The sequence below is a fragment of the Mycobacterium aquaticum genome (assembly GCF_002086485.1).
Classification (GTDB): domain Bacteria; phylum Actinomycetota; class Actinomycetes; order Mycobacteriales; family Mycobacteriaceae; genus Mycobacterium; species Mycobacterium aquaticum.
In genome coordinates this window covers 1-23,037 of record NZ_MVHF01000030.1, presented here as the reverse complement: position 1 = coordinate 23,037, position 23,037 = coordinate 1, and the positions used below count along the sequence as shown (strand labels likewise).

General features: G+C 66.7%; 20 protein-coding genes and 1 tRNA gene. 13 read left to right on the top strand and 8 right to left on the bottom strand.

Features of this window, described 5'->3' with window-relative positions:
- Nucleotides 1-16: 16 nt before the first annotated feature.
- A complete protein-coding gene (gene nudC, locus BST13_RS24860) occupies nt 17-943 on the top strand; it encodes an NAD(+) diphosphatase (protein WP_083166673.1) in 927 nt (308 codons plus the stop codon).
- 89 nt (nt 944-1,032) lie between these two features.
- Here nudC and BST13_RS24855 read toward each other — a convergent pair whose 3' ends face one another.
- Nucleotides 1,033-1,281, bottom strand: coding sequence for a mycoredoxin (locus BST13_RS24855; protein WP_211296178.1), 249 nt, complete (start codon nt 1,279-1,281; stop codon nt 1,033-1,035).
- Between the two features lie 106 nt (nt 1,282-1,387).
- On the opposite strand from BST13_RS24855, the gene BST13_RS24850 reads away from it, so the two are divergent.
- The 6 genes from BST13_RS24850 (at nt 1,388) to BST13_RS24825 (ending at nt 7,512) form a co-directional block, all read left to right on the top strand.
- Nucleotides 1,388-2,548 carry an acyl-CoA dehydrogenase family protein gene (locus tag BST13_RS24850; protein WP_083166671.1) on the top strand — a complete coding sequence of 387 codons (1,161 nt, stop codon included), beginning with the start codon at nt 1,388-1,390 and terminating at the stop codon, nt 2,546-2,548.
- The gene (locus BST13_RS24845) at nt 2,533-3,564 is read left to right on the top strand and encodes an acyl-CoA dehydrogenase family protein (protein ID WP_425437049.1); all 1,032 of its coding nucleotides are present in this window, start codon (nt 2,533-2,535) and stop codon (nt 3,562-3,564) included. Before BST13_RS24850 ends, BST13_RS24845 begins: the two co-directional genes overlap by 16 nt.
- A gap of 1 nt (nt 3,565) precedes the next feature.
- Nucleotides 3,566-4,429, top strand: a complete 864-nt coding sequence (locus tag BST13_RS24840) for an HTD2 family dehydratase (RefSeq protein WP_083166670.1) — start codon at nt 3,566-3,568, stop codon at nt 4,427-4,429.
- 88 nt (nt 4,430-4,517) lie between these two features.
- Entirely contained in the window at nt 4,518-6,632 is a 2,115-nt protein-coding gene (locus BST13_RS24835) for an ATP-dependent DNA helicase UvrD2 (protein ID WP_170064328.1), read from the top strand.
- Between the two features lie 107 nt (nt 6,633-6,739).
- Nucleotides 6,740-7,048 carry a hypothetical protein gene (locus tag BST13_RS24830; protein WP_245839792.1) on the top strand — a complete coding sequence of 103 codons (309 nt, stop codon included), beginning with the start codon at nt 6,740-6,742 and terminating at the stop codon, nt 7,046-7,048.
- Between the two features lie 146 nt (nt 7,049-7,194).
- Nucleotides 7,195-7,512 (top strand): WhiB family transcriptional regulator, encoded by a 318-nt coding sequence (locus tag BST13_RS24825; protein ID WP_083166667.1) that lies wholly within the window; start codon nt 7,195-7,197, stop codon nt 7,510-7,512.
- A gap of 84 nt (nt 7,513-7,596) precedes the next feature.
- Here BST13_RS24825 and BST13_RS24820 read toward each other — a convergent pair whose 3' ends face one another.
- Genes BST13_RS24820 through BST13_RS24810 form a run of 3 tightly spaced genes read right to left on the bottom strand, consistent with a single transcriptional unit; the run spans nt 7,597 to nt 11,281 of the window.
- A complete protein-coding gene (locus BST13_RS24820; RefSeq protein WP_083166666.1) occupies nt 7,597-8,931 on the bottom strand; it encodes a macrolide-binding ATPase MABP-1 in 1,335 nt (444 codons plus the stop codon).
- Nucleotides 8,932-8,973: 42 nt separating this feature from the next.
- Entirely contained in the window at nt 8,974-9,816 is an 843-nt protein-coding gene (locus tag BST13_RS24815; protein ID WP_083166665.1) for a TOMM precursor leader peptide-binding protein, read from the bottom strand.
- 52 nt (nt 9,817-9,868) lie between these two features.
- The gene (locus BST13_RS24810; RefSeq protein WP_425437046.1) at nt 9,869-11,281 is read right to left on the bottom strand and encodes a zinc-dependent metalloprotease; all 1,413 of its coding nucleotides are present in this window, start codon (nt 11,279-11,281) and stop codon (nt 9,869-9,871) included.
- 73 nt (nt 11,282-11,354) lie between these two features.
- On the opposite strand from BST13_RS24810, the gene BST13_RS24805 reads away from it, so the two are divergent.
- From BST13_RS24805 to BST13_RS24780, 6 genes are all read left to right on the top strand, one after another.
- A complete protein-coding gene (locus BST13_RS24805) occupies nt 11,355-12,383 on the top strand; it encodes a YlbL family protein (protein ID WP_083166663.1) in 1,029 nt (342 codons plus the stop codon).
- 97 nt (nt 12,384-12,480) lie between these two features.
- Nucleotides 12,481-15,468: a UPF0182 family protein gene (locus BST13_RS24800; protein ID WP_083166662.1), complete on the top strand. Its 2,988-nt coding sequence runs from the start codon at nt 12,481-12,483 to the stop codon at nt 15,466-15,468.
- Between the two features lie 183 nt (nt 15,469-15,651).
- Nucleotides 15,652-17,046, top strand: coding sequence for an FAD-binding oxidoreductase (locus BST13_RS24795; protein WP_083166661.1), 1,395 nt, complete (start codon nt 15,652-15,654; stop codon nt 17,044-17,046).
- A gap of 86 nt (nt 17,047-17,132) precedes the next feature.
- Nucleotides 17,133-17,206, top strand: a tRNA-Met gene (locus BST13_RS24790).
- Between the two features lie 737 nt (nt 17,207-17,943).
- Nucleotides 17,944-18,519: a hypothetical protein gene (locus BST13_RS24785; RefSeq protein ID WP_142282833.1), complete on the top strand. Its 576-nt coding sequence runs from the start codon at nt 17,944-17,946 to the stop codon at nt 18,517-18,519.
- A 152-nt stretch (nt 18,520-18,671) separates the two neighbouring features.
- The gene (locus tag BST13_RS24780; protein ID WP_083166659.1) at nt 18,672-18,917 is read left to right on the top strand and encodes a hypothetical protein; all 246 of its coding nucleotides are present in this window, start codon (nt 18,672-18,674) and stop codon (nt 18,915-18,917) included.
- 30 nt (nt 18,918-18,947) lie between these two features.
- On the opposite strand, the gene BST13_RS24775 is transcribed toward BST13_RS24780, so the two are convergent.
- The 4 genes from BST13_RS24775 to BST13_RS24755 all read right to left on the bottom strand — a co-directional run bounded on the left by BST13_RS24775 (nt 18,948) and on the right by BST13_RS24755 (nt 22,069).
- Entirely contained in the window at nt 18,948-19,343 is a 396-nt protein-coding gene (locus tag BST13_RS24775) for a hypothetical protein (protein WP_083166658.1), read from the bottom strand.
- Nucleotides 19,344-19,355: 12 nt separating this feature from the next.
- Entirely contained in the window at nt 19,356-20,531 is a 1,176-nt protein-coding gene (locus BST13_RS24770) for a phage major capsid protein (protein WP_158087191.1), read from the bottom strand.
- A gap of 329 nt (nt 20,532-20,860) precedes the next feature.
- Nucleotides 20,861-21,439, bottom strand: coding sequence for a hypothetical protein (locus BST13_RS24765; protein WP_083166656.1), 579 nt, complete (start codon nt 21,437-21,439; stop codon nt 20,861-20,863).
- 195 nt (nt 21,440-21,634) lie between these two features.
- A complete protein-coding gene (locus tag BST13_RS24755; protein ID WP_083166654.1) occupies nt 21,635-22,069 on the bottom strand; it encodes a P27 family phage terminase small subunit in 435 nt (144 codons plus the stop codon).
- Nucleotides 22,070-23,037 lie beyond the last annotated feature (968 nt).

Sequence of the window (23,037 nt, the reverse complement as noted above, 5' to 3'; positions counted from 1 at the left end):
GGGGCGGGCGAAGTCGATGAACTTCGAACTGCGCAACGTCCCCTTGCTGTCCCGCGTCGGGGCTGATCGTGCCGACATGGTGCGCACGGACATCGACGCCGCGGTCGCCGGCTGGGCCGATGCCCTGTTGCTGCGTGTCGACCGCCGCAACCAGGTGTTGATCTCGCAGGGCAAGGTGGTGCTCGGCAAGGCGTCGGCGATCGGGGACAAACCCCCGGAGAACGCGGTGTTCCTGGGGCGGCTGTACGACGGCAGGCACGTGTGGGCGGTGCGCGGTGCGCTCGAGGCACCCGAGGACCCCGACGCCGAAACCGAGGTGCTGGATCTACGCCGGGCGGGTTCGGTGTTCGACGACACCAGCGCACAACTGGTGGCCACTGCGACGGCGCTGCTGAACTGGCATGACCAGGCGAGGTTCAGCGCGATCGACGGCGCGGCGACCAAATCGGTCAAGGCGGGCTGGGCGCGGGTCAACGCCGCCAACGGTCACGAGGAGTACCCCCGCATCGACCCGGCCGTGATCTGCCTGGTGCACGACGGCCATGACAGGGCCGTGCTGGCCCGGCAGGCGGTGTGGCCCGAGCGGTTGTTCTCGATCCTCGCCGGGTTCGTCGAAGCAGGGGAGTCCTTCGAGAGCTGCGTGGTGCGAGAGATCGCCGAGGAGATCGGGCTGACCGTCACCAATGTGCAGTACCTGGGCAGCCAGCCCTGGCCGTTCCCGCGGTCGCTGATGGTCGGTTTCCACGCGATCGGCGACCCCGAGCAGCCGTTCTCGTTCAACGACGGCGAGATCGCCGAGGCCGCTTGGTTCACCCGCGCCGAGATCCGGCACGCGCTCGAGCACGGCGACTGGAGTTCGGTCGAATCGACGTCGCGGTTGCTGCTGCCGGGTTCGATCTCCATCGCGCGCGAGATCATCGAATCCTGGGCCGCGCTCGACTGACGTTCCCCGGCGAGCAGACGCGGGGGTACCGGAAACGCGGCGTGTCGCGGACCGCAGCGTCTGCTCGCGAGGAAAGGGGACGGAGGGGCCTAGCCCAGCTTGGCTTTGACCTGCTTGACGCTCGGGTTGGTCAGCGTCGAGCCGTCGGCGAACTTCACCGTCGGCACCACATGGTTGCCGCCGTTGACCGAGCCCACGAACTCCGCTGCGGCGGGGTCGCCCTCGATGTCGACCTCGGTCCAGCCGATGCCTTCGGCGCGCAGCGCTGTCTTCAGGCGCCGGCAGTAGCCGCACCAGCTGGTCGTGTACATGGTCAGACCGGGGGACGTAGCAGTCATAGTTCACACAACGTAGCCGACCCGCTGCGGCATACCCGCAGTGACGTGGGTCTCCGCCAGGCCCGTTTCCCGCTCAGCGGTAAGTTGCAAACCGCATGGGACGGAGTTGAACATGACCAGGTTGGTGCCGCCGGTGGCAGGCGACCCGCATGGGCTCGACGACGTGCGGTTAGAGGTCCGGAAGTTCGTCGCCGAGCAGCGGCAGGCCGGCCGGATCGGACGGTCCGCCGACTGCTGGTTGACGGGCTGGGACGAGGACTTCACCCGGGCGCTGGCCGCCAGGGGCTGGCTCGGAATGACGGTTCCCGTCGAATACGGCGGGCACGGCCGCAGTCATCAGGAACGGTTCGTCGTCACCGAGGAACTGCTGGCCGCCGGCGCACCCGTCGGAGCCCATTGGATCGCCGACCGGCAGATCGTGCCGTCGCTGCTGAAGTACGGCACCGAGGCGCAGAAGCGAAAGTTCTTGCCTGCCATCGCAAGAGGGGAGTGCTACTTCGCGATCGGCATGAGCGAACCGGACTCGGGCTCGGACCTGGCGAGCGTGCGGACCAAGGCCGAACCCGTCGACGGCGGCTGGCGCATCACCGGGGCCAAGGTGTGGACGTCGGGCGCCCATCTCGCGCACGCCTTCATCTGCCTGGCCCGTACCGCCGCGCTCGATCCGGCACATCGGCATGACGGCCTGAGCCAGTTCATCGTCGATCTGCGCTCTCCCGGCGTCGACATCCGACCCATCATCTCGATGAACGGCAAGCACCACTTCAACGAGGTCATCCTCGACGAAGTATTCGTGCCGGACGGCCCCGACGGCATGGTGTTCGGGACCGTCGGCGACGGGTGGCAACAGGTGACCTCCGAGCTGAGCTTCGAACGCAGTGGGCCCGAACGGTTTCTGTCCACCTTTACGCTGCTGGCCGACGTCGCCGGGCACATGAGTGCTCGCGCGCTGCCTCGGCACACCGACCTCGGTCGCTACGTCGCCCGCATCGCGGGTTTGCACCAGATGTCGACGGCGGTCGCCGGCGCGCTGGAACGTCATGAACCAGCCGACACCGCGGCCGCTGTGGTCAAGGTGCTGGGCACCACGACCGAAGGCGATATCGCCGACTTCGCCGATGTGCTCGGCATTCCCGACGAGATGGACGACGACCCCTACCGCACGATGCTTGCCGACGCGGTGGTGCAGCGTCCGGGGTTCACCCTGCGCGGCGGCACCAACGAGGTGCTGCGCGGTGTCATCGCACGTGGATTGGGGATGCGGTGAGCGTCGATCCCGATCTGGTCGAGATGATGTCGGCGGTGTTCGCCGCGCACCGCGAACATCACGGCCCCACCGAGGGGCTCGACGAATTGTGGTCACAGCTCGGCGAACTCGGCCTCGTCCGCCTCACCGGCTCCGAGACGTCCGGCGGTAGCGGCGCAGGTTGGGCCGAGGGGGCCGAACTGCTGCGCGCCGCGGCCTGGCACGCCGCGAGTGTCCCTGTGGCAGAACATGATCTGCTCGCCTGCTGGCTGCTTGAGGCCGCCGAACTCGAGGTGGGCGCGGCCCGGCGCACGGCCGCCCTGCTCGACGAGTCGGGTACCGCGCGGGCGGTGCCGTGGGTCGTGACATCGGAGCGCATCGTCGTCATCTGGCCTGACGGCACCGCCTTTCGAGTCGCCGACGTCGATGTGGCGTCGGTGCGCCTGACGGCAGGGCGCAACGGCGCTGGCGAACCACGCGACACCGTCGTCGTCGACACCGGTGCGTTGACCGGGACGCCGGTTGCTGCCACCCTCGTCGCGCAGTGGCGGCGCCGCGCCGCCCTCATACGCGCCATCCAGGTGTGCGCCGCGCTCGACCGCATCCTGGCACTGACGGTGACGCATGCCCGCGAACGTATCCAGTTCGGCAGGCCGCTGGCCAAATTCCAGGCGGTGCAACACCTTGTCGCCGACATCGCCGCCGAAGCGGCGCTGGCCCGTGCCGCCACCGACGCTGCGCTGGCCGAGGCGATACGCACGGACTGGACCTCCGAACAACTGGATTTCCTTGTCGCAGTAGCACGTTCGTGTGCCGGGCACGCCGCGACCGTGGTGGTCCGTAACGCTCACCAGGTGCACGGCGCCATCGGCACCACCCGCGAACACCGGCTACACGAGTTCACTGCCCGTGCGCTGGCCTGGCGTTCGGAGTACGGCTCGGTGCAGTCCTGGGACGACGCGCTGACCGATCACGCCATCGCAGCGGGGACCAACGGGTTGTGGGCATTGATCACCGGCACAGATTCGAGGACATGACATGGCCGAGACCGCAGACACCTTGGCGCGTCACATCGCCGACTGGGCGCCCGAACCGGTCGAATCGTCGGACCCGTTGAGCCCGCAGCGTGCGACGCACCTGGCCGCCACTCTCGACCTCGACGACGCGTTCGCCGCCGGCTGCGCCCTGCCGCCGCTGTGGCAGTGGATCTACTTCTCCGAATGGCCGAGGACCGCCGACCTCGGAGCCGACGGACACCCCCGCGACGGCCACTTCCTGCCGCCGATACCGAACCGCCGACGCATGTTCGCCGGGGGCCGCACGACGATCAGCTCGCCGTTGGTGCTCGGGGAACCCGCCGTGCGTCGTTCCGAGATCGCGGCGACCGCCGTCAAACAGGGCAGCACCGGTGAACTGTTGTTCGTCACCGTGCGCAGCAGCTACCGCCAAAGCGAGAACCTGAGGCTGGTGGAGGAGCAAGACCTGGTCTACCGCAGCGACGACGGCACCTCTACGGCTTTCACGAAAGTCACCGAACCGCTTGCCGCCCAATCGACTCCGTGGTCGGCAGAACCGGCTCCCAACCCTGCGTTGCTGTTCCGGTTCAGCGCACTGACGGCCAACGCGCATCGCATCCACTACGACGAGGCGTACACCACCGGCACCGAGGGTTTCCCGGCGCTGGTCGTGCACGGTCCGCTGCTGGCGATCTACATGGCCGAGCTGCTGCGTGCGCAGGATCCCGGGCACCGCGTCGCACGGTTCGATTTCCGGCTGCGGCGCCCGGTGTTCGTGGGTGACCGGATCCGGGTGCAGGGTGAACCGGCCGACGGCGCGGTGAACCTGAGCGTGGTGTCGGGCTCCGGTGTCGCCCACGCGACCGCCACGGCGACCTACGGATAGCTGATTCGCGCTGGTCCTGCGCCGACATCTCCCCGCGCCGGGGACCGGATCCCCGACGGTGTCACCGGGGGCTGCCATCATGGAGCCCATGTCGTCGCAGGCCCCCGTCGCAGCCCTGGACGATCTCGACGATGAACAACGCGAGGCCGTGCTCGCCGCCCGCGGCCCGGTGTGTGTGCTCGCGGGCGCCGGCACGGGCAAGACCCGCACCATCACCCGCCGGATCGCGCATCTGGTGGCGGCCGGGCATGTCGCGGCCAGCCAGGTGCTCGCGGTGACGTTCACCGCGCGGGCCGCGGGGGAGATGCGCGGCCGGTTGCGGGCGCTGGGCAACGAGTCCGGTGTGCCCACCGGCGCGGTACAGGCGGTGACCTTTCACGCAGCGGCGCGTCGGCAGCTGCAGTACTTCTGGCCCCGGCTGGTGGGCACCACCGGCTGGGAGCTGCTCGACAGCAAGTTCTCCGTGGTGGCCCAGGCCGCCAGCCGGTCCGGCATGCAGACCAGCACCGACGACGTGCGCGACCTCGCCGGTGAAATCGAATGGGCCAAGGCGTCTTTGATCACGCCGGAGGCCTATCCGGCGGCGGTGGCCCAGGTCGGCCGCGACATCCCGTTCGACGCGTCGAAGGTCGCGGCTGTCTACGCCGGCTACGAGTCGCTCAAGGCCCGCCGTGACGACACCACGCTGCTGGACTTCGATGATCTGCTGCTGCACACCGCCGCGGCCATCGAGAACGACGCGGCCGTCGCGCAGGAGTTCCGCGACCGCTACCGCTGCTTCGTCGTCGACGAATACCAGGACGTCACGCCCCTGCAGCAGCGGGTGCTCGATGCGTGGCTCGGCGACCGCGACGATCTCACCGTCGTCGGGGACGCCAACCAGACCATCTACTCGTTCACCGGCGCCACTCCGCGCTATCTGCTCGACTTCTCCCGCCGGTTTCCCGACGCCGCGGTGGTGCGGCTGGAACGTGACTACCGCTCCACGCCGCAGGTGGTGTCCCTGGCCAACCGCGTGATCGCCGCGGCCCGGGGCCGCATGGCGGGCAGCAGGCTGCATCTGGTGGGCCAGCGCGATCCCGGCCCGGCGCCGACGTTCTCCGAACACCCCGACGAGGTCGCCGAGGCCACCGCGGTGGCCCGCTCCATCAAGAAGCTCATCGAATCCGGCACGGCGCCTGCCGAAATCGCGGTGCTGTACCGCATCAACGCCCAGTCCGAGGTCTACGAGGAGGCGCTGACCGAGGCGGGCATCGCGTTCCAGGTGCGCGGCGGGGAGGGCTTCTTCAGCCGTCAGGAGATCCGCCAGGCTCTGGTGGCGCTGCAGCGCAGTGCCGAGCGCGGCGCCGAGACCGACGATCTGGCCGCAGCGGTGCGGGAGCTGCTCGAGCCGCTGGGGCTGACGGCCGAAGCGCCCGCGGGCACGCGGGCCCGTGAGCGCTGGGAAGCGCTCGGTGCGCTGGCCGAACTGGTCGACGAGGAGGTCGCGCTGCGTCCCGACCTCGACCTGCGAGCTCTGGTCGCCGAACTGCGCCAACGCGCCGACGCCCGGCACCCACCGGTCGTGCAGGGCGTGACGCTGGCCTCGCTGCATGCGGCCAAGGGGCTGGAATGGGATGCGGTGTTCCTGGTCGGCCTGGCGGACGGCACCCTGCCCATCTCGCATGCGCTGACCCACGGCCCGGACAGTGAGCCGGTCGAAGAGGAACGCCGGCTGCTCTACGTCGGGGTGACGCGGGCGCGCGTGCACCTGGCGCTGAGCTGGGCGCTGGCCCGGACGCCGGGCGGGCGGCAGGGGCGACGGCCGTCGCGCTTCCTCAACGGCATCGCGCCTCAGCTCTCGGGTGCCAAGGCTGCCGCACCGGATCGCAACCGCCGGCAACGTGGCCCCGCCCCACGCTGCCGTGTGTGCAACGCGACTCTCACCACGGCCACGGCGATCATGCTGCGGCGCTGTGAAAACTGCCCGGCCAACCTCGACGAGGACCTGCTGGCCGAGCTCAAAGATTGGCGGCTGCGCGTCTCCAAAGAGATGAAGGTTCCGGCCTACGTGGTGTTCACCGACAACACGTTGATCGCCATCGCCGAGACCCAACCGACCGACGACGCGGCGCTGGTGGCCATTCCCGGCATCGGCGCGCGCAAGCTCGAGCAGTACGGCGCCGATGTGGTGGCTTTGGTCAAAGCCCGCCAGAAATCGTAAAGATCATGCCAAAACCGCAGGTAGAAAATAGGTTGTGCGATTTGACTGCTAGGCTTTAATCTCAAGATCAACAACTCTGGCGACGAGACGGAAGGAGGGTGCCCGAAATGATTAGCAACATCAAACTCAGCGGTGTCGCGGTCGAAAGCATGCCCTCGTCCTTCCGTGCCGGCCACTTCGTGAGCGCCCGTGCCGGGCAAGCCGTAGCTGCCCGTGCCGCTGTGGTCGCCGCTGCCCGTGCTGGGTGGGCGGCCGCTGATGGCGTTGGTGCGGTCGCCGTTGCTGCAGCCCCCGCCGCCGGGCGGCATCAGCTCGTCGCCAATGCCGTGTGGCCGCCCGTTGCAGGCTTGGCCCCGCAGCACAAGCGCCGCACCGCCGCCACGCCCCGCGTGTCCGTGGATTGGAGCCCCACCTAGGTAGAGCTCTCACCACCGCCGAATGGCCACGGACCCGCAGTCAAACCGGATCCGTGGCCATATTTGTCGGTACCCCCGAGAAATCTGGTCGCAGATCCATCTAGAGACAGATAGATCGCCGAAACAACGACCAGGAAGCAGGGGATATGCACATGTCCATTGCGATGAACGCTCCGGGGATGAGCTTCACGCCGGTGACATGCGAGAAGCGACTGCCGGCGGTGCCGTGCCACATCGAGGACCCGGATCTGTGGTTCGCCGAGAGCCCCGTGGACCTCGAACGCGCCAAGGCGCTCTGCGCGGATTGCCCGATCCGCAACGAGTGCCTGGCCGCTGCCTTGGAGCGGCAGGAGCCGTGGGGTGTGTGGGGCGGCGAAATCCTCGACCGCGGCAGCATCGTGGCCCGTAAGCGGCCGCGTGGCCGTCCGCGTAAGGACGCCGGGAGCAATCCGGCCGCGGCGTGATGCCGCGGCCGGGTCTTCCCGCACACATTTGGTATTCGTGCTGGAGTGACGCCTGAAGGGTCGGCGTCACTCCAGCCTTCTGGTTCAGGCAGCTTCTTCGGCGAATCCTGGAACCAGTGCCGTGGCAATCGATTTCACCGGCACGTGGGCATCGAGCTGACAGCAGATGGCGATGGTCGAGGCGATCACCCGCAGTGGGATGGCGAGGTTGGCCGGCAGGTCGAGTTGACGGGCCATCTTGATCTGGGCGACCGAGTTGTCCATCTGGCCCGCGGCCATCCGCTGGATCCAGCGACGCGTGTAGTGAAACACGTCGACCTCGATGGGTTCGACGTACTGGCGCAACATGTCATCGACTTCCTGCACCGAAACCTGTTGGCCCTTCTGGATGAAACCGGCTTCCTCCATGGCGGGCAGCAGCTGATCGTAGTTCTGGTCGCGAGCCAGCCGGATGGTGCGCCCCAGCGAGGGCGGAAAACCGCCGGGCATCGGTGCCACAGCGCCGAAGTCGATGACACCCATGCGGCCGTCGGGCAGCAGCATGAAGTTGCCGGGATGCGCGTCGCCGTGCATCATCTCCAGCCGTGCGGGTGCGTCGAAGGTCAGCTCACTGAGCCGGGTGCCCATGAGGTCGCGTTGTTCGGGCGTGCCCTCGCGGATGATCACCGACATCGGGATGCCGTCCATCCATTCGGCGATAACGACTTTGGGCGCGCTGGCCACCACGGCGGGCACCGCGAAGTGGGGATCGTTGCGATACGCCTTGGCGAATGCGCGTTGGTTCTCGGCTTCCAGCCGGTAGTCCAGTTCCATCTCGGTGCGTTCGGTCAGCTCGTCGACGATGCCTTGGATGTCGGCACCGGGGGCCAGCTGCTTGAAGACGCCGACGAGCCGCTGGATGGTCTTGAGGTCGGCGCGCAGTGCTTCGTCGGCGCCGGGGTACTGGATCTTCACCGCGACCTCGCGACCGTCCGACCAGATGCCCTTGTGTACCTGGCCGATGCTCGCCGAGGCGACCGGGGTGTCGTCGAACGAGGCGAACCGGTCGCGCCACTTGGTGCCCAGCTGGCCGTCGAGCACCCGGTGCACCTTGGCCGCCGGCAGCGGGGGAGCGTCCTTCTGCAGCTTGGTCAATGCCTCGCGATACGGTTTGCCGTACTGCTCGGGGATGGCGGCCTCCATCACCGAGAGCGCCTGCCCGACTTTCATCGCGCCGCCCTTGAGCTCGCCCAGCACGGTGAACAATTGCTGCGCGGCCTTGTCCATCAATTCGGCGGTGACCTCGTCCTTGGACTTACCGGTCAGGCGTTTGCCGAAGCCGAGTGCCGCGCGGCCGGCCATGCCGCCCGCCAGGCCGGCCAGCTTGGCGTTGCGTGCGACGCTTCCCCGTTTGATGTCAGACACCAGACCATCATCCATGACAGTCCTGAACGGGCCACAACTTAGTGGCAACATTCGTTTTCAGCATGGGCACTCGGGGTGGCGTGACCAGCGCCGTGCGCTGATGGAGTAGCCGTCGGCGTCGAGTTCGAGCGTGGTGTCCAGCGTCGGTGGGGGTTCCGGTGCACGTCGCGGGTCACCGGCCTCCCGCACGGCCTGGATCACCAGGTCGATCTGGCGCAGCGCCAGCGCGGCAGTGGCCAGGATGGTTGCCCGCCCGGCGGTGCCGACCGTGCCACGCAGCTGCGCGGCCAGTGCCGGCCAGGCGGCGTCGCGGTCGCGGCGGTGCAGGTCGGCGCACTGCAGACAGCTGGTCAGGCCGGGGATGACGAGTGGCCCGACCAGCCCGGCGCCGTCGCGCAGCCGTACCGGCAGGTGCGCCACTGCGGCTTCGTGCAGTTCGCGCAGCACCCGCGGTTCGGTGACCTGGTAGTCGGCGAGCACGACGAGGTCGGTGGCGTCGGGGACCGCCGATGCGTGCGGCCGGCTGGTGTGCCGGACCAACGCCCCCGAGCACCGCAACGCGCTGGTGAGCAGTTCCGAGAGCGGTCCGCGTCCGTGGATGCGCACCGACGGGGTCCGCGACGGATGGGACGTCGCCACGGTGACGATGCCCGCGTCGGTGAGCGCGGCGATCAACTCGTCGACAGCCTCAGCGGCGTCGAATTCCCTTGCCGCCGTGGTGAGTTCGTCTCGGGACGCGCCGCCCTGCAAGGTGTGCAGGAGGTCGGCGAGCTGCGCCTGGGTGATCGATCCCGGCGGGTGGACGAGGACCGCGCGCCGCGGATCCCAGCCCACCTGAACGGCTCCGTCAGGGCGCAGCAGCACGGGGCGGCCGGGTGCCAGCACGTACCGCGTCGTCATGGCATGACTCTGCCACGGCGCGCGGTCTCGCCCCGTCAGTTATCCACAGGCCTCAGGACTCGTCGGGGCGCTCGGTGTCGCCGCCCTGCTCTTTCTGTTCCTTCTGCAGATCGGCGATGGCCTGCTCGAAGGCGCTGTCGATCCCGCTGGTGTCGCCGCCGATCATGCGGTCGATGAAACCGGCGGGCTCATCGAGATCGGACGCGTCGGGCAACAGGTCGGGGTGCTGCCACACGCCGTCGCGGGCGTCGGAGCCGACCGCCTCGGTCAGCCGCTCCCACAGGGCGGCTGCCTCGCGCATCTTGCGCGGGCGCAGTTCGAGGCCGACGAGCGTTGCGAAGGTCCGCTCGGCGGGGCCGCCGGTGGCCCGGCGCCGGCGCAGCGTCTCCGACAACGCCTCGGTGCCGGGAATCCGATCACCCAGTGCCGCAGAGACCACGGTCTGCACCCAGCCCTCGATCAGCGCGAGCAGGGTTTCCAGCCGCTCCAGCGCGGCTTCCTGCTCGGGTGTGGCCTTGGGCTCGAACATGCCCTGGCTGAGCAGCTGTTCCATCTCGGACGGGTCGGTCAGCGAGGCCGGGTTGAAGCCCTTGGCCATGTCCTCGATGCCGGACATGTCGACCTTCATGCCCTTGGCGAAGGCCTCGACCGCGCCGAGCAGCTGGCTGGAGAGCCATGGCACGTGGCTGAACAGCCGATGGTGCGCGGCTTCGCGGGCAGCCAGGAACGTCAGGATCTCGCTGCGGGGCCGCTCAAGACCCTCCGAGAGCGATTCGATGGCCTCCGGCATGAGCGCCGCAACCCCCTTGGGGCCCAGCGGCAATCCGATGTCGGTCGAGGTGAGCACCTCGCGGGACAGCTGCCCCAGGGCCTGGCCGAGCTGGGAACCGAAGGCCATGCCGCCCATCTGCGACATCATCGCCAGCAGCGGGCCCGCCATGCTCTTGGCTTCCTCGGGCAATGCAGAGGCCCACACCGTCGAGATCTGCTCGGCCACCGGATCGCACAGCCGCTTCCAGGTCTCCAGGGTGTTGTCGAGCCAATCGCTCGGCGTCCACGCCACCGTGCGGGTGGTTCCGGCGGGCAGCGCCGTGACACCGTCGAGCCAGGTCTCGGCGAGCCGGACCGCGTCGGTGACGGCGCCCTTGGTCTGGTCGGGGACCGGCGCGACGAAGCCGATCGAGTTGGATGCCAGCTGCCGCGCGAGGTCGTAGTTGACCGGGCCGGACTGGCCACCGCCGGCCATCGCAGTGCCTGCCCCGCTGAACATTTCGCCGAGCTTGGTGAAGATCTGGCCCAGGTCGCCCATGTCGAAACCGGCGCCGCCGGCGCCGAGACCGAATGGATCGGCACCGGGCCCGGAGCCGGATCCGGAATCTGGGTCTTTCTTGCGCTTGTCGCGCTCGGGGTCATCCCCGGCGGAGAAGCCGAAGGGCAGGTCAGCCATAGCCCCAACGGTACTCACCACGGGGTGCCTTCGTGACGCTGTGGGTCACGCTGTCAGTGAACCTCGTGTCGCAGGCTTTACTGTTGGCGGCGTGAACAGGCGGATTTTGACGCTGCTGGTGGCTCTCGTGCCGATTCTGGTGTTCGGTGTGCTGCTTTCCGTGGTGACGGTGCCCTACGTGTCCTTGGGGCCGGGTCCGACCTTCAACACGCTCGGCGAGGTGCAGGGCAAACAGGTCGTCGACATCGAGGGCCCCGATGCCAAGGTGCATCCGACATCCGGGCATCTCAACATGACGACGGTGTCGCAGCGCGACGGGCTCACCCTGGGGCAGGCCCTGACGCTGTGGATGTCGGGCCGCGAGCAACTGGTGCCGCGTGACCTGGTGTACCCGCCCGACAAGTCGAAGGACGAGATCGACCAGGCCAACACCAGCGACTTCAAGCGGTCCGAGGACAACGCCGAGTACGCCGCGCTGGCGTTCCTGAAGTACCCCATGGCGGTGACGGTGCAGACCGTGACCGATCCCGGTCCTTCGGCGGGCAAGCTGAAGCCCGGTGACGCGATCGACGCCGTCAACGGCAAGCCGGTGGCCAAGCTTGACGAGTTCCAGGCGCTGCTCAAGGCGACCAAGCCGGGGGACACCATTGTCCTCGACTACCGCCGCAAGAATGCCCCGGCGGGCACGGCCACCATCACCCTGGGCCACAACCCCGACCGCGATTACGGCTTCCTGGGGGTGGGTGTGCTCGACGCGCCGTGGGCGCCGTTCGACATCAGCTTCAACCTGGCCAACATCGGCGGACCTTCGGCGGGCCTGATGTTCAGCCTCGCCGTCGTGGACAAGTTGACCACCGGCGACCTCAACGACGGCAAGTTCATCGCAGGCACCGGGACCATCACCGGCGACGGCAAGGTCGGTTCGATCGGCGGTATCACCCACAAGATGCTTGCGGCGCACGAAGCCGGGGCGACGGTGTTCCTGGTGCCCGCCGAGAACTGCGCCGAGGCCCGTTCGGCGCCGCAGGACGGGATGGAACTGGTGAAAGTTGACACGCTCACCGGGGCCGTCGACGCGCTGCATGCGCTTTCTGCCGGTGGCGAACCTCCGCGCTGCTGAACCGCCCGTCGGGGGCAACTGGCTAGAGTTGGGGGAAATCCGGCAGGCCGGACACGGCAGGCCAGCAATCCGGGAACCCCGAGACTGGAGTTGACGAGTGGGTATGCGGCCCGCGGCGAGGATGCCGAAGCTGACGCGACGAAGCCGGGTTTTGATCGGGCTGGCGCTGGTGGTGGTCCTGCTGTTGCTGATCGGGCCGCGGTTCGTCGACACCTATGTCGACTGGCTGTGGTTCGGTGAACTGGGATACCGGTCGGTGTTCAGCACGGTGCTGGTCACCCGCCTGGTGGTGTTCGTCGTCGCGGGAGTGCTGATGGGCGCCATCGTGTTCGCCGGGCTGGCCCTGGCCTACCGCACGCGTCCGGTGTTCGTTCCGGCCGCGGGGCCCAACGACCCGGTGGCCCGGTACCGCACGACGGTGCTGGCTCGCCTGCGGTTGTTCGGCATCGGGCTTCCGGTGTTCATCGGTCTGCTGGCCGGCATCGTCGCGCAGACCTACTGGGTGCGCATCCAGCTGTTCCTGCACGGCGGCGAATTCGGGATCACCGACCCGCAATTCGGGCGCGATCTCGGCTTCTACGCCTTCGATCTGCCGTTCTACCGGCTGATCCTCACCTATCTCTTCGTCGCGACGTTCCTGGCATTCATCGCAAACCTGCTGGGCCACTACCTGTTCGGTGGTATCCGGCTGGCCGGGCGCACCGGTGCACTGAGCCGCTCGGCCCGCATCCAGCTGATCAGCCTGGTCGGTTTCCTGATCCTGCTCAAGGCGGTCGCCTACTGGCTCGACCGCTACGAACTGCTCAGCGTCACCCGTTCGGCCAAACCGTTCACCGGTGCCGGCTACACCGACATCAACGCGGTGCTGCCCGCCAAGCTCATCCTGTTGGCCATCGCGGTGATCTGCGCGGCGGCCGTGTTTTCCGCGATCGTCTTGCGGGACTTGCGCATCCCCGTCATCGGCGTGGTGCTGTTGCTGTTGAGCTCGCTCGTGGTCGGCGCGGGCTGGCCGCTGATCGTCGAACAGTTCAGCGTCAAGCCCAACGCCGCGCAGAAGGAAAGCGAGTACATCAGCCGGAGCATCACGGCGACCAGGCAGGCCTACGGGCTCACCAGTGACACCGTGACCTACCGCAACTACGAGAGCAACGGGCAGACGACGGCGGCCCAGGTCGCCGCGGATCGGGCCACCACGTCCAACATCCGGTTGCTCGACCCGACCATCGTCAGCCCCGCCTTCACTCAGTTCCAGCAGGGAAAGAACTTCTACTACTTCCCGGATCAGCTGTCCATCGACCGCTACGCCGGTCCGGACGGCAACCTGCGGGACTATGTGGTTGCCGCGCGCGAACTCAACCCGGACCGTCTGATCGACAACCAGCGGGACTGGATCAACCGGCACTCGGTGTACACCCACGGCAACGGCTTCATCGCCTCGCCCGCCAACACCGTGCGCGGTATCGCCAACGACCCCAACCAGAACGGCGGCTATCCGGAGTTCCTGGCCAGTGTCGTCGGCGCCAACGGCGGTGTGGTGTCGCCGGGACCGGCCCCGCTCGATCAGCCGCGGGTGTACTTCGGCCCGGTGATCGCCAACACGCCCGCCGACTACGCGATTGTCGGCAGCAACGGTGCCGACCGCGAATACGACTACGAGACCAACACCGAGACCAAGAACTACACCTATGAGGGCAAGGGTGGCGTTCCGATCGGCAGCTGGTTGTCACGCAGCGTGTTCGCCGCCAAGTTCGCCGAGCGGAACTTCTTGTTCTCCAACGTGATCGGCGAGAACAGCAAGATCCTGTTCAACCGTGACCCGGCCAAACGAGTCGAGGCGGTGGCGCCCTGGCTGACCACCGACACCAGCGTGTACCCGGCGATCGTCAACCGGCGCATGGTGTGGATCGTCGACGGCTACACCACGCTCGACAACTACCCGTATTCGGAGCTGACGACGCTGTCCAGCGCGACCGCCGATTCCAACGAGGTGGCGGTCAACCGGCTGGCGCCGGACAAGCAGGTGTCCTACATCCGCAACTCGGTGAAGGCCACGGTCGACGCGTACGACGGCACCGTGACCCTCTACGCGCAGGACGAGTCGGACCCGGTTTTGCAGGCGTGGGAGAAGGTGTTCCCGGGCACCGTCAAGCCCAAGAGCGACATCTCCCCGGAACTGCAGGCGCACCTGCGTTATCCGGAGGATCTGTTCAAGGTGCAGCGGGCCCTGCTGGCGCGCTACCACGTCGACAATCCGATCACGTTCTTCTCGGCGCAGGACTTCTGGGATGTGCCGCTCGACCCGAACCCGACCGCCAGCAGCTACCAGCCGCCGTACTACATCGTCGCCAAGGACATTGCGAACAACAGCAGTTCGTCGTCGTTCCAGTTGACCAGCGCGATGAACCGGTTCCAGCGTGACTTCCTGGCTGCGTATGTCAGCGCCAGTTCGGATCCGTCGAACTACGGCAAGATCACGGTGCTGACCATTCCCGGTCAGGTCAACGGTCCCAAACTGGCGTTCAACGCGATCAGTACCGACACCGCGGTCAGCCAGGACCTCGGTGTGATCGGGCGGGACAACCAGAACCGCATCCGCTGGGGCAATCTGCTGACCCTGCCCGTCGGTGAGGGTGGATTGCTCTATGTCGCACCGGTTTACGCCTCGCCGGGCACCAGCGACGCGGCATCGTCGTACCCACGTCTGATCCGGGTGGCGATGCTCTACAACGACAAGGTCGGCTACGGGCCGACGGTCAGTGACGCGTTGACGGAGTTGTTCGGTCCCGGGGCCGGGGCGACGGCGACCAACGTCGCACCTACCGACGCCAAACCGCCGGTGCCCGGTCAAGCGCCTGCCACGCCGCCACCGGCGGCCGACCAGGCCAATCGCGCACCGGAGGTGTCGGTGCCCATCCCCGGTCAGCCGCCCGTGCAGTTGTCGCCGGCAAAGGCCGCTGCGCTGCAGGAGATCGACGCGGCGGTGGCGGCGGCCCAAGAGGCCCAGCGCAGTGGTGATTTCGCCAAGTACGGGCAGGCGCTGCAGGGCCTGGCCGACGCGATAAAGAAGTACGACGCCACCAAGTAGCCTTTCTCGCGCGAGCACCTTTCTCGCGCGAGCAGACACTCAGGTCCCCCGACACGCCGATGTCGGGGGACCTGAGTGTCTGCTGGCTGGGTCGGGCGGCCCTTAGCTGGACGACAAGTGAACACCAAGTCCTCGTAGCGATGCTGTGCGCTGAGATTCGCACTGACATCCGAGAGGACCCCGATGACCCTGACCGATCTTCCGTACGACGGCTTGGACGACGCCCTGACGGGGCTGCGCGCCCACGTCGCCGCGCCCGTCGCGTTCCCGGGAGAGGCCGGCTATGAGCGTGCTGCACCGTGGAATCTGGCGGCCAGTGTGGAGCCTGCCGCGGTCGTGGCGGCGACATCGGCCTATGACGTTGCCAACACGGTGGGCTTCGCTGGGCGCCGCGGATTTCGGGTCAGCGTGCAGGCCACCGGCCACGGTGCGCTGAGCGTGGCCTCCGACACCATCCTGGTGGTGACCGCGGGGATGACCGGTTGCATCGTCGACCCCGTCACCCGTACTGCGCGGGTGGCGGCCGGCGCCACCTGGCAGCACGTTCTGGACGCGGCGGCCCCGCACCGCCTGGCCGCACTGTGCGGATCGTCACCCAACGTCGGGGTGGTCGGATTCCTCACAGGCGGTGGGGTAGGGCCGCTGGTTCGCACGGTCGGCCTGTCGTCGGACTACGTCCGGTCCTTCGAATTGGTCACCGGGACAGGGGAGGTGCTGCGCGCGACGCCCGAGGAGAACCCAGATCTGTTCTGGGGCTTGCGGGGTGGCAAGTCGACGTTGGGAATCGTCACGGCCGTCGAGATCGAGCTGCTACCGATCTCTGAATTCTATGGCGGCTCCATCTATTTCGACGGAACTGATGCTCCGACGGTGTTGCGGGAGTGGGCGCGGTGGTGTGCCGAACTGCCGGAGAACATCTCCACTTCGATCGCGCTGCTGCAGCTTCCTGAGATGCCGGGCATTCCTGAGCCGTTGGCCGGCAAGCTCACGGTCGCCGTGCGCTACGTAGCCGTCGATGAGTTCGATGATGCAGAGCGACGATTGGCTCCGCTCCGGGCAGTGGCGAACCCTGTCCTCGACACTGTCGGCGTGCTGCCCTATGCGGCCATCGGCGCCGTGCATGCGGACCCGGTCGATCCGATGCCCGTATCCGAAAATCACACGCTGCTGCGCGAATTCACCACCGAGACCGTCGATGTCATCCTGGCCGCCGCCGGGCCGGACTCGGGCTCGATGCAGACCATCGTCGATGTCCGGATGTTGGGCGGTGCACTGGCTCGCGAAGGGGCACACCGCAGTGCGTTCTGTCACCGCGATGCCGCCTTCGCAGTGACCGTCATCGGAGTGCCGGCACCGCCTGTGGCGGAGGTGGTGCGGTCGCAAGCCGATGCGCTCGTGGCCGAGTTGACGCCGTGGTCCACCGGTGGACAGCTGCCGAACTTCGCACCGTCGGACGACGCAGGCCGGGCGGCGCGAGTGTATGACGAGGACACCCGGCACTGGCTGGCCGCTCTGGCCGAACGGTACGACCCCGCCGGGGTGTTCCGGTGCGGTCAAGTGGTGCGTTTCGTGGGGTGATTTCGGTGGCTGATTCCACCAAAAACAGCCTTTGACCATACGATTTGGAACTGCGCCAACCGCTTCGGTAACCTTGAGTTCACCAACGCGGGGTGGAGCAGCTCGGTAGCTCGCTGGGCTCATAACCCAGAGGTCGCAGGTTCGAATCCTGTCCCCGCTACTAGGGTTAGGCCAGGTCAGAAGCATTTCTGACCTGGCCTAGCTAATTTGTGCGATCTGTGTGCTATCTCGTCATCCGAAGCGTGCAGCAGGTACGACAGGTCGGTCCGCCCACCTGGTGACCAATACGACGGCCTAGGTGGGGCAGGGGAGAGCCCACCGCTCCCTCCGATGGCTCGCGCTGGCCTTGTAGCCGATTCTGGCGGGCCAGTGTGGCGCGAAGGGGTCCCCCGGCTCGCACGACGGACCGGACAGCATCCCAAACCGATCAGGTCGGCTCGGCCAGCCGCGTAAAGTCCGGCGCATGATCCGCGTCGCGCTGGCTGCCACCTTCGCAGCCCTTGCGCTCGCGTCGTGTAGCGGACCTCAACCCGACGCCGCTGTGACCGGCCCATCAACGGCATCGACTGTCGCCGCTGCGCCTACCTCAGCACAGCCCTGCAATCTGAAAGCGGGTCGCGATCTCATCGAGTGGAGCAGAAATCGACACCCGCCATATTCGGATGGGTCAACTGGCGCACCGGCTTCCGCCATCAGAATAGGCGATGTCGACTACGTCAACTGCAAAAGCTCCCTCGAAGGGTGGGTAGAGGTTCACACGCCCAGCGATGCCGACATCGCTGCCGGGTATCGCGATTGCTACGAAATCGGCTGGGCTGATGAGAATCCCGGTTATGACGTGTCTGCCGTACCCGCACCACGGCTGAAGAATGTTCTCCTACATGCAGGCAACGACTGTTGACCGACATGGCCCGCGACGCGTTGACAACCAGTGAGCCGCGCTGCCCGCAGTGGTGGCAGGTGTTCGGACTGCGCGGGACGACCGGTGCGTATGCCATCTACGCCGCCGACGTCGAGCACGGCATCATGCGGTGCACGTGCCCAGCATGGGAGCTGCGAGGCCGCGAGGAAACGTGCAAGCACATTCGGCGCGTAATGGGCCACGGCTGCCTCGCCGGTCCAGACCGGGCACCCGGCCCCAACGACTTCGCCGCCTTCGGGGTCGCGGTTCTGCCGTGTGTGCACCCGACCCCGCGCCGTGCACGTCGCATCCGGCAGCTCTGCGCGTGCGGTGAGCCGATGATGGCACCGAAGCTGCGCCTGACCGATGACGCGGGCCACCAGTTGGTGAGAGTGACGTTCGACGACCCTCGGCGTGAGTACGTGTATGCGTGGGACGGTGACCGCCCGCTCGGCGTGGGTGACGCCGTGACCATCGAGCGGCCCGGTCATCCGCGAGCAACGGTCGTCGCGTTGGGCTCAGACTGGGCCGGATCGTTCACCTACGTCGGGCAGAGGCTCCAACGCAGATGAATCCTCGGGTTGACCGCTGACCGGTCAAACTGCCCGCTCAGCGGTCACTGCGCCGAACCCGTTGCGCCCGTGGACATGACAGAATGACCGCTCAGCGTGCAATCCCAAAACTACTATTCCGCAGCACGTTTCGCCGCTCTACGCTGCTGGCCATGACAACATGGCGCGACATCACCGACGAGCTGACACCCGGCCAGGTCAGAGACGTCGAACGGGTCGAACCGGACTGGCCCGCCGACCGGCTGCTCATGGTGGCCCGCTACTACGCCACCTTGAACATCGAATACCTCGCCGGGGTCAGCGCCGTCGTGCCGCCGCACTACCACAGGCGCGACCTGCGTTACCGCCGCAACCTTGTCGCGCAGTGGTTGTGGCGAACGTTCAGCACGCACGTCTGAGTCGCCATGACTCAGACTGTGTCGGCCCGCCTATCGTTTCGCCGATGTCCGTCGACCGCTACCCGCCGAGACTTGCCGTCTGGCCGGTGTTTTCACCGGGTCGGACTCGGCTGCTACGGTAGCTTCCGATTGGCTGGATTCCTCACTAACCGGCACTGCCCAGCCTGATCGAACCATGAACTCCGCCACCACTTTCGGTACTTGCAGCGTCTCGCCACCGTAGTGCACCGCACCGTCCCAGACGCATTGCGTGCCGTTGGCGACGGTCACGGTGGTGGTGGGCAGGCCATAGTCTGCGCCTTGATGGTAGGTCAGGCTGTCGTCTCTGCGCGCATCGGGTGCGGACCGGAACGAAACAACCGGTTGAATCTCATTGTCGCGCAACGGGCCACGCTCTTCGTCCACGTCGTATGGAAACTCAGTCATCGTCGTATCCTCTTACGCGGCAGGCAGGTTCGTGATCTTGCACACCGCGGCCGGCCGTTCGGCAGCGAGTGTAAGTCGTTCCTCCGCAATGAATCTCACGATGTTCGACACGAAATCATTGTCAGACGTGCCGGTGCGCACAGTCAGCGATTCTCGCAGCACCACATACCCGAACTTGTTCGTGTCCAACAGTGCGCCGACGCCTGCCGTGATCTGCGTGGTGGGCAGCACTTCCACACCCCACAGTTGGTTTCCTGCCGCGTTCGTCGGGTCAGGATCGACCAGATACCTACCCTGCGAGTCTTTGGTGCGCCGCAGCGCTGACCACGTATTCGGATGCACCACAAACAGGTTCGCTTCGGCCAGCGCTTGGCCGGTCCGTAACTGGGCGATGCTTTTCTCCACCGAGTCCAGTGCGGTCACGTTCGTGCCGGTGTCGCCGCTGGCGTCGTGCGTCAGGATGCCGCTGGTGGCGAGCAGACCGGTGAGGTGTCCCGTGGTCCCGTCTCCCGCAATCAATTCCGCGTTCTCAAGGTTCACCACTTCGCGCATCAGCTCGACCTGGCAGTACTCGGCGAACGCTGACCAGTCGGTGAGCGACTCCCACGAGATGCCGGTGTGGGCGGCGATCTTCTGCGCAGTCGCAACAACCTTGTCCGTGTTGAAAATCAGCTCAGGCTTGGGCTGGCCTTCGGCGACGATACCCGGCGCGTTGGTTGTGCTGGTGTGCCTGATGTATTCGAGGCTTGGCGCAGTTACAAGCTCCACCGGCAGCCGGTCTAGTAGCCGCGATTCGAATTGTGGCCCAACCACGTACGGGGCCAGCTGCGCGGGCAACAGACCGTCGACCGTACTGAACGCTTTCGTGGTGATGGCGTAGCTGGCTTTGTGGCTGATCGCGTCGTGCATCGCTTTGAGCTGTATCTCATCGAACCCGATGGGGCATACTTCACTGCCCTTGCGCCGCAAGCCCTGTGAGCGTGGCGTTTCACCGGGGCCGGTCATGATCCCCGCTGCCGCGTTGTATGCCTTGATCTGCTCGGTGATTTCCTTGTCACGGTTCTGTGCGTACACCATGTACTCGGTGAAGGCCTTCGTCGTAATCGTTCCGTCGTTGAATGCCTTGAGCTTTGCGCCGGTTTCGGCTCCAAGCTCTCTGGCCTGCTTTTTCAGCTCGATGATGTTCATGGTCCTGTTCCTGCGACTGTTGCTGCACGCCAGCATGATTCGATGACAATAGGCGTGCTGTGTGAATGGTGAAGTCCGCGAACATGATTCGCGGCGCAATTGCGCAGGTCAGCGTGCCGGAGTCGGTGCCTCAGCTGGTCAGCGGCTTAGCCGGTGCCGCGAGGTCAGCGCCCAAAAAGCGGTGCCTACGGTATAGCGTTGTGGGCCGGTGCCGGATACCCGGTCAGCGACTCGGCAGCCATTCTAACGCGCTGTAACTGGCGAGCCATGTCATTACACCAACGGCGTGTCCAGCGTCGCTTGGTGTGGCTGCTGGGCGGTCAGAATCGCTACGCCAATGGCTCGGGTGGGCGGCCGTCCGTGTGCCAGATGTATCCGCCTTCAACCGTCGCGATGTCCTCACCCTCCGACACTTCGTCTCCCGCATCGAGGTCGGTCCATAGTCGGCCGTCCGCGTCGGCCCGCACTTGCGGAGTACTGCCCAGCTCGGCGATATCGTCGGGCACCGCTACCGGCTTCTGCCATGTGCCCAGTACCAGCATGTCGCCCAGCTCCGCGCGGACCTGCCGGAAGTACGCGGCCAAATCCGGCAATGGCATGTGGTAATAGTCATCTTCGCCACGGTCACGGCCATCGGTGCGGGACAACAACACCCGCAGCACACAGGCGACCGTGCCCAGCTTCTCCTCACGAGGAATGCTGCTGTCGGCGCGTTCCTGCACCGCGCGGGCCATCCGCATCAGTGAAGGGGCCTCGTACGAGCCACAATGCGCGCCGTCGTCGTCCACTTTCAGTGGCGCAACCGCGCCCACGAACATCGCGAACAACTCTTCGCGGTCCATCCTGTAGAGGTAGCGGTGGCTGGTCGGCCCGCCACAGTCTCCGTCATCGGAATACTCGTCACTCATCGCACGGCCCGCCCGTTGCGGCCCCGCCGTATCCGTGTCATGCCGCGAACCTCCGGCAACGGTGACCGGCCCAGGGACCGCGCCACCTTCGCCCGTGCCGCGTGCCACGCCTGCACGTCCGGCCACTCCGCCGGATCGAACTCCGCGAGATTCTTCGGGCGGCGCGGCCACGGTTTCATGCCGTCGTCGCTGGGCCTACGAGCCATCGCTACTTACCTCCGTGGTGTTGACCAGTCCCAACCGCTGAATTCGGCTGCCTGTCTTCGTTCTCGTCTTGGCCCAGCGGGCATCGGCAGCCTGCTTGGCCTGAGCCGAACGTCTGCGGCCGACCGTCTCACCGTCGACCGGCAGACCCAGAGCACAAACGAGCTGATCAGCCGATTTTCGGTGTGCGCGGATTTCTGCCAGTAGCGGATTGGGGCGCGGCTGGCCGCGACTGCCCTTAACCACGGGTTTGGTGGTGGTCAACACGGTTTTGAGTGCGGCGATTTCGTCTATCGTGGCGCACAGTTGGTGCAGCAACGCCAGTTCGGCGCTGTTGAACTCGAACTCACGGGTTAGGCTGCGCCACAGCCGTTTTCCCGCTTCTTCAAGAGCAATTGGCGCCCGTTTGCTGCGTCTGATTGTCATCTCCGATTCCTTTCTGCCACTGGAGAATTCGGCAAATCTGTGTAAAACCAAACTCCGCACTTCTCCGCGAAGATTCCGAGTGCCGAGCAGCGGGGCATCTTGTTCGTTGCTGCAGTCTCAACCCCCCTGCGTTTGCGCTGGTCAGATGGGTGATCCATCGATACGCGGTTCGCTGGCTCGGGGACCGTTGACCTGCGGCGATGGTCACCGTCGATTGAATGCTGTTGTCCAGTCATCTGTTTGGTGAATGCGTGGCGAGTTGCCGTGCGCCACAGCGCGGTTGCTGTATTGGCTAGGCGTGTCCCGTGGCGGTCCGTGTTCGGCAGGTGGTGCCAGCGGCAGGCGGTTCGAACGGCAGGCGGGGTCAACTGAGTCATGCCCGCTGAGCACCGGCAGGCGGCGTGTGGATGGATGACACCAGGGCCGGGACTTTCGTGGCCGTATGAGGCTGCTGGCGGGCCATACGGTGGAGTGTGGCTCATGGCCGGTACCTGCCTGCCACCACCACGCGGCGTGGACGCTCGGAGGCTGGCAGACTGACCAGCCACTCCCGGCAGGCGTCGAGTTCGGGGCAGCCCGAGCACACATGCTCGGCAGCTGTGATCGCGTAGGCCTGCAATTCGTCGTCGGTGTGCAAGCAAGGCTGGCGCGTCGAACAGTTCGGTTCGGCCTTTGCACGCGGCGCGCGGCAGGTCGGGTGCGTGGAGCGCTGCGGTGAGTATGTCGAGCATTGGTGGTCGGCTTTTCGATATGGGGGCTGCTGTCGATTGTGCGCTCGGGCTGGCCATTCGGTTGTGGACCTTGTGGTGGTTTGGCGTGTCTCACGTCTCACGGTCTCACCCCCTAAAGGGGGGGGGGGGGGTGTGGTCCGACTTGGCGGGGGGGTGCGCCAACGGTGACCCGGGTGTGACCCGGCAGTTTGCTAAAACCTTTCGCTCGCGATCCAGTAGAACGGGCGCTTGTCGGTG